Genomic DNA, 13244 nt, shown 5'->3' on the forward strand with positions numbered 1-13244 from the left:
CAGCCACAGCCGATGCGACCGCATGGCTGGTGGATCACACCCGAATCACCGTCACCCGAGGAGTATTACCTGATGGGACAGGTCAGCGCCGCCAGCACGATCTTGATCGACGCCGAGCCGGCGACCGTGCTCGCCGCGATTGCCGACTACCAGGGCGTGCGCCCGAAGATCCTGTCTCCGCAGTACAGCGAGTATCAGGTGCTGCAGGGTGGTCAGGGTCCGGGCACGGTCGCCAAGTGGAAGCTGCAGGCCACCAAGTCACGAGTGCGTGAGGTGCAGGTCGCTGTCGACGTCGCCGGTCATACCGTCATCGAGAAGGACGCGAACTCGTCGATGGTGATCAACTGGACCGTCGCGCCGGCTGGGACTGGCTCCAGCGTCACCGTCAAGACCACGTGGACCGGTGCGGGCGGCATCGGAGGCTTCTTCGAGAAGACGTTCGCGCCGCTGGGCCTGCGCAAGATTCAGGATCAAGTGCTGGCCAACCTCAAGAAGGCCGTCGAGAGCTAGCTCGTCCTGGCCGGCTGGGTGGCCAGGAATGCCGCGATGCCCTGCACCACGGCCGTCGCGATCTTCTGGCGCCCCTCCGGGCTTTCCATGAGTGCGGAGTCGGCCGGGTTCTTCATGTTGCCGCACTCGACCAGCACCGACGGGTACTGAGCCAGGTTGAGGCCGGTGAGATCGGAGCGCCCGTACAGGCCGTCGGAGCCGATGTAGTTGGCGGCCGGCATCCCGGAGGCGACCATCTGATCGCGCATGATCTTGGCGAGTTGCACCGACGGCCCGGCCTGGGCGGCGTTCAGCGGCGGGCTGGAGTAGTTGACGTGGAAGCCGCGTCCGGTGGCCGGGCCGCCGTCGGCGTGGATGGACACGACGGCATTGGGCGCCAGGGCGTTCGCCATTTCCGCACGTTCGTCGACGCACGGCGCGACCTGGTCGTCATTGCCGCGCGACATGGCGGTACGCACGCCGAGCTGGGTCAGCATCTGGCGGATCAGCAGCACGGTATCCCAGTTGAAGGTGTGCTCGGGGAATCCGTCGTTGGTGCTGGTGCCGGAGGTCTGGCAGTCCTTGGTACCGCCACGTCCGGTCGGCACCTGCTTGGTCATCGAGGCGTCGTTGGCGCCGTTGTGGCCGGGATCCAGGAACACGATCATCCCGGCGATGTTGGGTACGGCGTGGGCAGTCGGCGTCATCACCGTCGACGCGGCCAGCAACATAGCAGTGCATGCTGCGGCGACGACACGCGTGCGGGTGGACGTGAGCACGCGCGTCACCGTAACTCTTTTGCCGTCTAGGCTTGAAGTCACGCAGCGCCCGAAACCCTAGGCGAAATCAAGTCGAGACCGAGACGCAAGGAGACCGTCATGCAACCCGGTGAGATACCCAATCTGGAGGGATTTCGCGAGCGGGCTGAGGAGATGCGTGACCAGTTGATGCCGGGGCTGCAGGCCGCGCTGGCGCAGGCCCAGGAAATGCAGCAGAAGCTGATGGAGGCCCAGGCGGCGCTGGCCGCCGCCGAGGTGCACGGTCAGGCCGGCGGTGGGCTGGTGCAGGTGACGATGAAGGGCAGCGGGGAAGTGTCCGGGATCCGGATCGACCCGAAGGTCGTCGACCCTTCCGATGTTGAGACGTTGCAGGACCTGATCGTCGGCGCGATCGCCGACGCGGCAAGGCAGTTCGCCATCCTGGCGCAGACTCATCTGGGTCCTCTGGCCGGCGGGGCGCCTGGCCTTCCGGGGGCCTGACTTTTGGACCACCATGTTTGAGGGCCCTGTCCAGGATCTGATCGACGAACTCGGCAAGCTGCCGGGCGTCGGTCCCAAGAGCGCGCAGCGGATCGCGTTCCATCTGCTGTCGGTGGAACCGCCGGATATCGACCGGCTGACCGCGGCGCTGGGCAGGGTGCGTGACGGGGTGCAGTTCTGCGAGGTGTGCGGCAACGTGTCCGATGCCGAGCGCTGCCGCATCTGCAGCGACGCCCGCCGCGACGGGTCGCAGGTGTGCGTGGTCGAGGAGCCCAAGGACGTGCAGGCGGTCGAACGCACGCGTGAGTTCCGCGGTCGCTACCACGTGCTGGGTGGCGCGTTGGACCCGCTGTCCGGTATCGGGCCGGATCAGTTGCGAATTCGTCAGCTGCTCAACAGGATTGGTGAACGAGTCGACGGGGTCGACGTCACCGAGGTGATCATCGCGACTGATCCGAACACCGAGGGTGAGGCGACTGCCACCTATCTGGTGCGGATCCTGCGTGATATCCCCGGGCTGACCGTGTCGCGGATCGCGTCGGGCTTACCGATGGGCGGTGACCTGGAGTTCGCCGACGAGCTGACGCTGGGCCGAGCCCTATCCGGCCGCCGCCAGATGGTCTGAGGTGTCTCTCTCGTAGGATTGCCCCTATGGGGAGGCCTAGTGATTTTGTTCCTCTGAACTGCCGAGCCTGTGTAGACGGTGCCGCTTTGGGCTTCGACGTCTCCATGGCGTTCCAGCCGATCTTCGATACCGATGCCCAGCGGGTCTATTCCCATGAAGCCTTGGTTCGCGGCGTACACAACGAGCCGGCGTCGGAAGTATTCGCCCAGGTCGGCGATCACAACCTGTACCGATTTGATCAGACGTGCCGAGTCAAGGCGATCAAAATGGCGGCGGAATTGGGCATTTCGACCCGTCTGAACGTGAACTTCTTGCCCAATGCCGTCTACCGGCCAGAACTGTGCATACGGACGACGCTCGAAGCGGCACAGACGTACAACTTTCCGATCGATCGCATCGTATTCGAGGTCACCGAGGGCGAGCAGATCACAGATTTGGCTCACCTGCGGGCCATACTGACCGACTATCGGCAGCGTGGATTCATCGTTGCGATCGACGATTTCGGGGCCGGTTATGCCGGACTGAATCTTCTGGCGGATTTTCAGCCAGATTTGGTCAAGCTCGATATGGGCCTGATTCGAGACATCGATCGTGACAAGGCGCGCAGGATCATATGCAACGGCCTCGTTGAGGTGAGCCGCGAACTGGGGGTGGAGGTCATCGCCGAAGGGGTGGAACGGCGAGATGAGTTGCGGTGCCTCGAAGATATCGGGGTCCACCTTTTTCAAGGCTTCTACATTGCGAAGCCTTCTTTCGAAAGCCTCGCCGACATCAATCCGGCGCTGTACGCCGACTACTGAGGGCTCACACTCGGCGCGGGGCGGCCAGTCGCTCGCGGCGCAGCTGCTCGACTTCGGTGAGGTCCAGCGGCTGCAGCGGGCCGACGACCCGCGAGAGCAGTAGATCGGCCAGCTCTGGATTGCGCGCCAGGCACGGCCCGTGCAGATACGTCGCGACCACGCTGCCCTGCACCGCGCCGTCGTAGCCGTCGCCGTCGCGGTTGCCCGCGCCCTTGACTATCGCCGCCAGGGGTTGCGCGTCATGACCCAAAACTGTTCCCCCACGGTGATTCTCGAAACCCGTCAACGGCTTCGTCATACCGTCGAGCAACGGTGTGGACACCACTTCGCCGATGGTTCGGCTCGGCTGCGGCGACGTCGTCACATCCAGCAGGCCCACGCCTTCCACCCGCTCACCGGCCGAGGTCTCATACCAATGCCCCAGTACCTGGATCGCCGCGCAGATCGCCAGCACCGGGGCACCGCGCGCTGCGGCCCGCTGCAAACCTTGATGCGTCAGAAGGTGTTTGGTGGCCAGCCGCTGTGCGTAGTCCTCGGCACCGCCGAGGGTGTACAGGTCCAGCGAGTCGGGTACCGGGTCGGCCAGCGTGATTTCGATGATCTCGGCGTCAATCCCGCGCAGCCGCAATCGTTGTCGCAGCACGACTGCATTGCCGCCGTCGCCGTAGGTGCCCATCACGTCGGGCAGCACCAGCCCGATCTGAATATCAGCCACTGTTCTTGCCCCGCGCCGCCGCGGTCCCGACCGCCGGATGCATCCGTCCCAATGCGCGGGTCAGCTGAAGGAAGGCGGTGTAGTTCGCCACCACCTCGACGTGCCCATTAGGGCATGAATCGATCGCGTCAACAGTGTTGTGCACCAGAGTATGCGGCACGCCGGCATAGCCCAGGCGCACCGCCAGGTCGGTCCCTCGCTCACCGGCCGCGACGACGGGCACACCCTCGAAGTGCTCGAAGTTGACGTCCCACAGCCAAGACAGGTCTTCACCATCGGGGACCTGGCCGTTGACAGCGATCACCACTCCGTCGGCGGTCGCGTCGACCATGGAGAGCGCCTCCTGCCAACCGGCGGGATTCTTGGCCAGCAGGATGCGCGCGGTGTGCGCGCCCATCGGCACTGTCTGGTAACGACCGGCCACTTCATCGACAGCCGAGACGGCGGCCACCGCGGCCGCGGGATCCGCGCCCAGCGCCACCGCTGCCGCCACAGCCTGAGTTGCGTTGCCCCGGTTGACCTTTCCCGGCAGTGACAACCGCATCGGCAGCTCCAGCCCGGCGGGGCCGTAGATCTTGGAGTCGTCGTACCACCACTGCGGGCTGGGGCGTCTGAAAGGCGGAGGGCCTCCGGGCTCCGCATCGGGATCCGTACCCGTTGAGTACCAATGTGACTGGTCGCGAACGATGATCTCGCCGCTGCGCGGGCAACTGACCGAGTCGTTGGCCCAGCCACCGCCCGCGGCGACCCACACAACGCGGGGACAGTCGTAGGCCGCCGAGGTCATCAGCACGTCATCACAGTTGGCGACGACGACTGCGTCGGGGTGCCGGGCCAGCCCGGTGCGCAGGGTGCGTTCGATGTGGTTGATCTCGCCGACGCGGTCCAGCTGGTCACGAGAGAGGTTCAACAGCACGATCACCGCGGGGTCGACCGCGTCGGCGACATGCGGGACGTGCATCTCGTCGACCTCGAGCGCGGCCAGCGACGCATCGCGTGAGCCGGCCAGTGCCGCCACTAGTCCAGCGTCCATGTTGGCGCCCTCGGCATTGGTGGCGACGGGACCGAGAGTGGCCAGTGCGGCGGCCGTCATCCTCGTCGTGGTCGACTTGCCGTTTGTACCCGTCACGACGACGGTGCGGCGGCCAGTGCCGAGCTGGCCCAGGATCGAGCGATCGAGGGTCATCGCGACCAGACCGCCGATCATGGCGCCGGCGCCGCGGCCGGTCGCCCGGGAAGCCCAGCGCGCGGCGGAACCGGCGGCCAGCGCGGCGCGCCCCCGCAATGTCATCGTCGGCCTAGGCATCGGAGGCAAGTTTAGGTGCCTCACGAGCCGCAGGCCGACACGGATTCGATGTCCCAGGCACTGTCGGACCTGCGTGCCATCCTGACTGTGTGAGCCACACCTGGGGTCGACCCGCCCGCGAGCCGGGCGACGGCTGGGTCGTCGTTGACGTTGAGACCTCGGGCTTTCGCCCTGGCTACGCCCGGATCATCAGCCTCGCCGCCCTTGCCCTGGACCCGCAGGGACGTGTCGAACACTCGGTGGTCAGCCTGCTCAATCCCGGCGTCGATCCCGGTCCTACACACATCCACGGCCTGACCTCGGAGATGCTGGAAGACCAGCCGACGTTCGCCGATATCGCCCCCGACGTCATCGACCTGCTGCACGGCCGCACCCTGGTCGCCCACAACGTGGCGTTCGACTATGCCTTCCTCGCCAGTGAGGCCGAACTGGCCGACACCGCGCTGCCGGTCGACACCGTGATGTGCACCGTCGAGCTGGCCCGTCGCCTGGACCTCGGCCTGGACAATCTGCGTCTGGAAACCTTGGCCCGGCATTGGGCGGTACCTCAGACCCGGGCCCACGACGCGTTCGACGACGCCCTGGTGCTGTCCCGGGTCCTGGCGCCGGCGCTGCAGCGCGCCCGCGACCGCGAGGTGTGGTTGCCCGTGCGGCCCGCGACGCGGCGCCGCTGGCCCAACGGCCGGGTGACGCACGACGAACTGCGCCCGCTGAAGATGCTGGCCTCCCGGATGCCCTGCCCCTACCTGAATCCCGGTCCGTACCGCCGCGGCGGCCCGCTGGTCCAGGGCATGCGCGTCGCCCTGTCGGCCGAGGTGGAGCGCACGCACGAAGAACTCGTCGAGCGCATCATTCACGCCGGGCTGGCGTACTCCGACGGTGTCGACCCGCAGACCTCACTGGTCATCTGTAACGAGCGGACGCCTGAACAGGGCAAGGGCTACCTGGCGCGTGAGCTCGGGGTGCCGGTGGTCTCCGACCGGCAGTTCATGGATTCGGTTGCCTCGGTGGCCAACGGCACAGGGATTGACGATTTCGCTCCCTCGGTGGACCAGGGTCAGCAGTTCGCGCTGTTCTGAGGTGTTGCTTCGCTAACATCGCCACTCGGGTGGTGATGTAGTGGACGAGCGCACGAGCGGGGCGCGATCGACGCTGCCGATCATTTCCTCGGTGATCGGCTGTCTGCTGCTGGCGATCGCGTTCACCTACAAGTGGGGTGGCGACAGCACCGTTCGGATTGTCGACGCTCTCGTGTTCGCGGCTTTCGGGTCCTATGCAGCCGCCTGCTCCGCTGTTGCGGCCCGCGCCAGCCACGGACGAAACCGCACCGCCTGGACCACCATGGCGCTCGCCTTGGCCGCGTGGACCGCGGGCGAGCTGACCAGGGCGTTGTACACCCTCGTCTTGCGGCCGGTGTTCCCATCGCCGGCGGACTTCCTCTACCTCGCATTTGTCGTGCTGGTCTCCGTCGCGTTCGTGCAATTTCCGGCCGAACCGACGCGGGGCTCCCGCGTCCGATTGCTCTGTGATGCGCTGGTCGCCGCCCTGGCGCTGTTCCTGGTGCTGTGGGTGGCAGTCCTGGGCAACGTGTATCAGGCCACGCGGGTGGACACTGTCATGCAAGGGCGCGCGCTGCTGTACCCGCTGTTCATCCTGGTCATCTTCGTGGCCGCGGTGGTGTTCGTCGCTCGATCCGGAACCGGCAACAGCGTGGTGATGTGGCTTCTCATGGCCGCCGTCACTCTGATGGCGTTCTCCGGGGTCTCGTTCGCGTTCCTCCAGGGTGCTGACCGCTACCACCCCGGCCACCTCACCAGCATCGGCTGGGTGCTCGGAATGTCGTGCTTCGGCGCGGCCGCACTGCTCAGCAGACGGCCACGGCCGCCAACGCCGCCGACAACCGTGCCGCAGTCTTCGATCGCCTTGTGGGTGCCGTATGTACCGCTGTTGATCGCGGGCACTATCGGGCCGGCGCTCGGATTCACCGGTGTCCTGCAGATCGGCGTGCCAGTCCTGATGGCGCTGATCTGCCTACGCCAGGTGCTCTCCGGGCTGGAGAACCGGCGGTTGCTCGCTGCCGCGGCCGACCAGGCGTTGCGCGATCCGCTGACCGGGCTGGCCAACCGCACCCTGTTCCAGGATCGGCTGGCTCACGTGATGGCTCTGCGGCGTCGCGACGATCGCGCGGTGGCGGTGGTGTCGCTGGATCTCGATGACTTCAAGCTGATCAACGACAGCATGGGTCATCCCGCCGCCGACAGCCTCCTGATCCGCGTGGGCGAGCGCATCGCCGGTTGCATACGGCCGGGAGATACTGTCGCACGGGTCGGCGGTGACGAATTCGCACTGCTACTCGAGAGCGGAGTCGACGAGGCACACCTGGTGTGTGAGCGCGTGATTGCGTCATTCGACACCCCGTTCACCATTGACGGCCACGAGATCTTGATGCGACCAAGTGCAGGTATGGCGGTCACCTCGCCGGCCGACTCTGATGTCGCACCCGATGAACTCGTACGCAGGGCCGATATCGCGATGTACTTCGCCAAACGTTCCCGCAATTCGACCGTCCAGACGTTCAGCGCGGATATGACGTTGCTCGACCCGCGGGCCGAGGAGGTCCCGAACGGCGTCGACACCCGTTCGGTGGGAAGCGGTGCGGCTCAGGTGCGACTGCTCGGGGAACTGCGGCGCACCATCGACCGCGGTGGCCTGGACATGGTCTACCAGCCCAAACTGGACCTGAACACCGGCCGGATCGCGGGCGTGGAAGCGCTGCTGCGCTGGCCCCACCCGCGGCTGAAAGTCCTACGGCCGGCAGCGTTCTTACCACTGATACTGCGGCACGGATTGATGCGGCCGGTTACCGACCTGGTCTTCAACAAAGTTCTCAACGACGCAGCACGATGGCTTTCGATGGGGATGGAAGTTCCGGTTGCGGTGAACCTCTTCGCGCCACTGCTGCGCGACGTGCAGCTACCCGACGTGATTTGCAGCGTGCTGCAGGAGCGCGACCTGCCGGCACGGCTGCTAACCATCGAAATCACCGAAGACATGGTGCTCGATGAGGTCGGCCGCGTAACCGGGGTACTGCAACGGCTGCGCGACGACGGGATCCGGATTTCGATCGACGACTTCGGCAGCGGTTATTCAGCTTTCAGCTATCTCCGTGATCTGCCGATCGACGAAGTCAAGCTCGATCGGCATTTCATCGCTTCGGTGGCCAGCGAGGAGCGGGCCGCGGCCGTGGTCAGCGCGGTGATCGAACTGAACCACAACCTCGGGATCACGGTGGTCGCCGAAGGCGTCGAGGACGCCGAAACCGCGGCGTGGCTGCGGGAACACGGCTGTGACATCGGACAGGGCTATTTCTTTGGCCGGCCGGTAAGCGCCGATGAGATCCCTCGTTTGGTGGCTCAGCAAGCGCCGCAACGCCCCTAGCTGCGACAACGGCCGAGCCTCAGAGCCTCCTGTGTGTCTCTGGTCAACCCCCTGAGGTTTACGCGAAATCGAAATATGTTGGCGTAACTTGACGTTGAGCCCACTGACAATTTGTTGACAGAAGGCAGCTTCGAATATGAAAAATGCACTCGCCGCCACCCTCGGTGTGGCGGCAATAGCGCTGCTGGCTACCTTTGCCGTCACCGCGGCCATTAGCGGCTCCACCTTCAACCGCACCTCGGCCGATTCCGGGCAGGAGTCGAAATTCCCGACACCCACGGCACCTTCGCCTGCGTTGGTGTCTGGGGTTGCGACCACCACGACAGCTCCGGTGATCCACTGAGCTAGGGGCCGCTGTCGACGCACTGCGCGCCATGGCAACCACGATCTGGTGAATATTTCACCGGCGGATTCTGTTTGACGTCCACTCCGATGAATCGTGCGGGCGTCGCGGTTTTGTCGGCCCGGCTGCTCGGGCGGGCTGGCATCCAGCAATCTCACGGACGATCAGCCCGGCGGGCATGACCCCGCCGGGCTGATCTATCTGCTGTTCGTGCGGTCGTCGCGACCTAGGAGAGGGCCTTGGCCTTCAGTGAGTCGAACTCCTGCTGGGAGATCGTTCCGGCGTCCAAGAGCTGCTTGGCGTGCTCGATCTCCTGCGCCGGCGACCGTCCGGCGGCATCCCGGATGTAGTCGTCGGTCTCCTTTTTGGCGGTCAGTGCGGCGTCCCGAGCGCGTTGGGCCATGCCCTGTCCGCGCGCGATCAGATAGACCAGCGCGGTCAGCCACGGGAACACGATCAGGAAGATCACCCAGACGGCCTTGATCCAGCCGGATGTCGTGTGATCACGCCAGAACAGGTCCACCAGGATCTGGAACAGCACAAGCAAATACGCGATCCAGGCGAAGATGATCAGGAAGTGCCACAGGAAATCCCATGTTGAACCCCAGTCCACGGCCTACTCCTTAAGTCGTTGGGGGAGCGCTGATTCGCGCCGCTCTCAGCCTAACCGCGCTGCGCGGTTCACGGCAGAGACCACCGCGCGCAGTGATGCAGTCGTGATCGATGTCGCGATGCCGACACCCCACACCGTGCGCCCGCCGACGGATGCCTCGACGTAGGCCGCGGCCGCGGCCTCCTCGCCAGCGGACATCGCATGCTCGGAGTAGTCCAGCACGCTGACGTCGAAACCGACGGTGCCCAGCGCGTCGACGAATGCGGCCAGCGGCCCGTTGCCCCGGCCGGCGATCTCGGTTTCCACCCCGTCGATCTTCACCGTGGCCTCGATGACATCGGTGCCGCCGTCGACCTCTGCGCCGACGACCTTCTGGCGGATACGTTCCAGCGGCTGAATCGGCGACAGGTACTCGTCGGCGAACGCGTCCCACATCTCCTTGGGCGACACCTCGCCGCCCTCACCGTCGGTGATCTTCTGAATCGCCTGAGAGAACTCGATCTGCAGCCGACGCGGCAGTACTAGCCCGTGGTCGGCCTTCATGATGTAGGCGACGCCGCCCTTGCCCGACTGCGAGTTGACTCGGATCACGGCTTCATAGGTGCGCCCGACATCCTTGGGGTCGATCGGCAGGTACGGGACCTGCCACAGGATATCGTCGACGTCCGAATCCGCCTCGTCCGCAGCAACTTTCATTGCGTCCAAGCCCTTGTTGATGGCGTCTTGATGGCTGCCCGAGAATGCCGTGTACACCAGATCGCCGCCGTAGGGGTGCCGTTCGTGCACGGGCAGCTGGTTGCAGTACTCGACGGTGCGGCGGATCTCGTCGATGTTGGAGAAATCGATCTGCGGATCCACCCCGCGGGAGTACAGGTTCAGCCCCAGCGTCACCAAGCATACATTTCCGGTGCGCTCACCGTTACCGAACAGGCAGCCCTCGATGCGGTCGGCGCCGGCCTGGTATCCCAATTCTGCTGCAGCTACCGCGGTTCCGCGGTCATTGTGCGGGTGCAGGCTCAAGATGATCGAATCCCTAGGCGCCAGATGGCGATTCATCCATTCGATCGAGTCGGCGTAAACGTTGGGGGTGGCCATCTCGACGGTCGCCGGCAGGTTCACGATCAGCGGTATATCCGGTGTGGGGCGCACGATTTCGGCGACGGCGTTGCAGACGTCGACTGCGTACTCCAGCTCGGTGCCGGTGTAGGACTCAGGGGAATATTCGAAGCGCCACTGGGTGCCGGGGTACTTAGCCGCCTCCTCGACGCACAGGCGGGCACCGTCGGTGGCGATCTTCTTGACTTCCTCACGGCTGGCACGGAATACCACCCGGCGCTGCAGGATCGACGTCGAGTTGTAGAAGTGCACGATCGCCTTCGGGGCGCCTTGACATGCCTCGAAGGTGCGGGTGATCAGCTCGGGCCGGCACTGCGTCAGCACCTGGATGGTGACGTCGTCGGGGATGGCGCCCTGCTCGATGATCTCGCGAACGAAGTCGTAGTCGGTCTGGCTGGCCGACGGAAAGCCGACTTCGATCTCCTTGTAGCCCATGTTGACCAGCAGCTCGAACATGCGACGCTTGCGGGCGGGGCTCATCGGGTCGATCAGCGCCTGGTTGCCGTCACGTAGGTCGACCGCGCACCACATGGGTGCGCGCTCGATGACCTTGTCCGGCCACGTGCGGTCGGCCAGGGCGATCGGCTCGACTTCTTGAGCAAATGGGCGGTATCGGTTGACCGGCATCGACGTCGCGCGCTGGGTGTTCCAGGACGGCTGGTCGTCGCGGCGCGGCCCGGCGGGGGTCTTGATGATGCGGGCAGATACGTAGGCGTCCGCAGACTCGATGGTCGGCTTTTGGGTGGTCACGATTGGCTCCGGGATGTCTTGGATTGGACTTCAGACCGGCGCATCGCGAATACCCGCGACGGGAGGCCAGCCTGGATCAGACCCCGTCGCGGCGTCCGAGAAGGAGCACCCGCTGCACAGTTCCGTACTGTACTCCCGCCATGCCAGCTGGCCAAAGTACGAGTTGGTGAATATGTGTGCGCAAATAACCCAAACCTGAGAAAAAGCTGATAATTTCTCAGCCCATGTGGGCGGGGGTTCGGGGATCGGTTTGCGCTCTTGGTGTTTGTGTCGCGGTGACGGCGGGTTCGGTGACGGCGCCTCCAGACATGGCACCACCGGCGGTGAGTCACGTCGTACACGTCAGGGACATTGCGTTGTTGGCCGCCTCCGCGTCGCCGGTGGCCAGCAGCGCGGTGGACGATTTCGAAGTCGTGCGGGATCGGATCGACCGGGCGATCCGGACTGGGTTGTTCATCGTCACCTCGCCTCTAGTGGTGCCGATCGTCACCCTCGGACTGCTGCAGGGAGTGATCTGCTTCTATCGGCTCTGCAACGGGTCACCACTGCTGTCCCTTTCCGGTCGGTTACTCGATTTCTTCTTCCCGCCGACGGCTGCAACAGCGGCTGTGGCCGGTGCTGCGTCTGCCACCCGAGCCTCTGTAGCTCTTCCGAAAAGAGCCCACACCGCGACGCCCCACGCAGCCCAGCACTCCTCCGCGCCGGCCGACCAGGCCAGCGTGAAAAAGACGGCTGCGAAATCCGCGGCTGATAGCCGTGCCGGGCGGGGACAGAGCGCCCGCAGTCCGCACTAGGCGGGACGTTCACGGGCAATACGCAACCCGCATCTGGTCAGCCAAGGTAAATTGACGGCCGTGTTAGCTCCGAACGAGGGTAGTTGGATGCAATTGAGCATGAGATCAGTGCTCGCGACCGGTGCGGCGGCTGCGACCGCCACGGCGATCGCGTTCGCTCCGCCACCGCCGGCGGCCCCGTTGCCGGTACTTGGCGCCGCGCCCGTCGCGCTCGCCGGAGCCTGGCAGGACCTGGGTGCCAACGTCAGCGAAGACTTGGCCAACCTGTCGGCCCTGATTGTCGCCAACGCATCCACGCCGATCCTGACGCAGCTCGCGTCGAACTTCACCACGTATGGGCAGTGGCTTGCCGGCCAGGACGGCGGTAGCCCCGCCAAGGTCGTGAAGACGATCGGCGAGCACCTCGCCAATGTCGGCGCTACCTTGTCCAGTTACCTGTTCCTGGTCCCGCTCAGCTTCGTCGGGTCGTTCATCGCCCCCGGCGTCATGCTCGTGCAGTTGATCGCCGACACGGCCAAGTACCCATCCACCCCGCAGACCGTCGTGCAGGCGTTCATCGACGCACCGGCGGTGTTTCTCAACACCGCGCTGAACTGCTGCTCGACCCAGCTTTTCAACCTGTCGTTCGGGCTGCTGAACCCCGGTCCCCTCGGCTATCTGCTGCAGGTGCGCTCGGCGATCGCGGCGGCACTGAAGATAGCGACACCGTCGCCGCCCGAGCCGTCGGCCAGCGTGACGAAGCCGACCGCCGAATCAGTCGAGCCGGCGTCGTCGTCCCCTGCTCCCGCGGTTGGCCTGACGCGTCGGGCGCCGTCGGACACCGGTGCGCAGAAGACTGCCCGCGGCGCCACGCGGCCGTCCGCGGCCCGCAAGGTCGCCGATGACGCGAGAGAGACGGCGTCCCCTACGGGTACAGGGCAGTCGGCGCGGGGCGTCAGACCTGCAAGTCCGGGAACGCGATAACCGACAGAAACCGAATCGGCAGGTCAATCAGGT

14 protein-coding genes are annotated in these 13244 nt (G+C 65.4%); 9 read left to right on the forward strand and 5 right to left on the reverse strand.

Annotated elements, in window-relative coordinates:
• Positions 1-72: 72 nt before the first annotated feature.
• Positions 73-510 carry an SRPBCC family protein gene (locus tag CG716_RS11305; protein ID WP_094479821.1) on the forward strand — a complete coding sequence of 146 codons (438 nt, stop codon included), beginning with the start codon at positions 73-75 and terminating at the stop codon, positions 508-510.
• Here CG716_RS11305 and CG716_RS11310 read toward each other — a convergent pair.
• The gene (locus CG716_RS11310; protein ID WP_094479500.1) at positions 507-1220 is read right to left on the reverse strand and encodes an Rv3717 family N-acetylmuramoyl-L-alanine amidase; all 714 of its coding nucleotides are present in this window, start codon (positions 1218-1220) and stop codon (positions 507-509) included. The two genes, CG716_RS11305 and CG716_RS11310, sit on opposite strands and share 4 nt — an antisense overlap.
• A gap of 201 nt (positions 1221-1421) precedes the next feature.
• On the opposite strand from CG716_RS11310, the gene CG716_RS11315 reads away from it, so the two are divergent.
• The 3 genes from CG716_RS11315 (at position 1422) to CG716_RS11325 (ending at position 3173) form a co-directional block, all read left to right on the forward strand.
• On the forward strand, positions 1422-1748 hold the full coding sequence (locus CG716_RS11315) for a YbaB/EbfC family nucleoid-associated protein (RefSeq protein ID WP_165774124.1): 327 nt from the start codon (positions 1422-1424) through the stop codon (positions 1746-1748).
• Between the two features lie 13 nt (positions 1749-1761).
• Complete coding sequence (gene recR / locus CG716_RS11320) at positions 1762-2373, forward strand: recombination mediator RecR (RefSeq protein ID WP_094479502.1); 612 nt, start codon at positions 1762-1764, stop codon at positions 2371-2373.
• 86 nt (positions 2374-2459) lie between these two features.
• Entirely contained in the window at positions 2460-3173 is a 714-nt protein-coding gene (locus tag CG716_RS11325) for an EAL domain-containing protein (RefSeq protein ID WP_207760639.1), read from the forward strand.
• A 4-nt stretch (positions 3174-3177) separates the two neighbouring features.
• Here CG716_RS11325 and CG716_RS11330 read toward each other — a convergent pair whose 3' ends face one another.
• Positions 3178-3888, reverse strand: a complete 711-nt coding sequence (locus CG716_RS11330) for a type 1 glutamine amidotransferase (protein ID WP_207760640.1) — start codon at positions 3886-3888, stop codon at positions 3178-3180.
• Positions 3881-5194, reverse strand: a complete 1314-nt coding sequence (locus CG716_RS11335) for a Mur ligase family protein (protein ID WP_207760641.1) — start codon at positions 5192-5194, stop codon at positions 3881-3883. Before CG716_RS11335 ends, CG716_RS11330 begins: the two co-directional genes overlap by 8 nt.
• An 89-nt stretch (positions 5195-5283) precedes the next feature.
• On the opposite strand from CG716_RS11335, the gene CG716_RS11340 reads away from it, so the two are divergent.
• From CG716_RS11340 to CG716_RS11350, 3 genes are all read left to right on the forward strand, one after another.
• Entirely contained in the window at positions 5284-6273 is a 990-nt protein-coding gene (locus tag CG716_RS11340) for a DEDDh family exonuclease (protein WP_094479508.1), read from the forward strand.
• A 40-nt stretch (positions 6274-6313) separates the two neighbouring features.
• Positions 6314-8632, forward strand: a complete 2319-nt coding sequence (locus CG716_RS11345; protein ID WP_094479510.1) for a putative bifunctional diguanylate cyclase/phosphodiesterase — start codon at positions 6314-6316, stop codon at positions 8630-8632.
• 136 nt (positions 8633-8768) lie between these two features.
• Complete coding sequence (locus CG716_RS11350) at positions 8769-8975, forward strand: hypothetical protein (RefSeq protein ID WP_094479512.1); 207 nt, start codon at positions 8769-8771, stop codon at positions 8973-8975.
• Between the two features lie 226 nt (positions 8976-9201).
• Here CG716_RS11350 and CG716_RS11355 read toward each other — a convergent pair whose 3' ends face one another.
• Together CG716_RS11355 and leuA are read right to left on the reverse strand one after the other, a co-directional pair.
• On the reverse strand, positions 9202-9588 hold the full coding sequence (locus CG716_RS11355) for an SHOCT domain-containing protein (protein ID WP_094479514.1): 387 nt from the start codon (positions 9586-9588) through the stop codon (positions 9202-9204).
• Positions 9589-9633: 45 nt separating this feature from the next.
• Entirely contained in the window at positions 9634-11454 is a 1821-nt protein-coding gene (leuA, locus tag CG716_RS11360; RefSeq protein ID WP_094479516.1) for a 2-isopropylmalate synthase, read from the reverse strand.
• A gap of 290 nt (positions 11455-11744) precedes the next feature.
• Here leuA and CG716_RS11365 point away from each other — a divergent pair, with 290 nt between their 5' ends.
• Both CG716_RS11365 and CG716_RS11370 read left to right on the forward strand, forming a co-directional pair.
• Positions 11745-12248, forward strand: a complete 504-nt coding sequence (locus CG716_RS11365; RefSeq protein WP_133066920.1) for a hypothetical protein — start codon at positions 11745-11747, stop codon at positions 12246-12248.
• A gap of 99 nt (positions 12249-12347) precedes the next feature.
• Entirely contained in the window at positions 12348-13211 is an 864-nt protein-coding gene (locus tag CG716_RS11370) for a hypothetical protein (RefSeq protein ID WP_133066921.1), read from the forward strand.
• The last annotated feature ends 33 nt before the right edge of the window (positions 13212-13244 follow it).

The organism is Mycolicibacterium sphagni (genome assembly GCF_002250655.1).
Classification (GTDB): Bacteria; Actinomycetota; Actinomycetes; order Mycobacteriales; family Mycobacteriaceae; genus Mycobacterium; species Mycobacterium sphagni.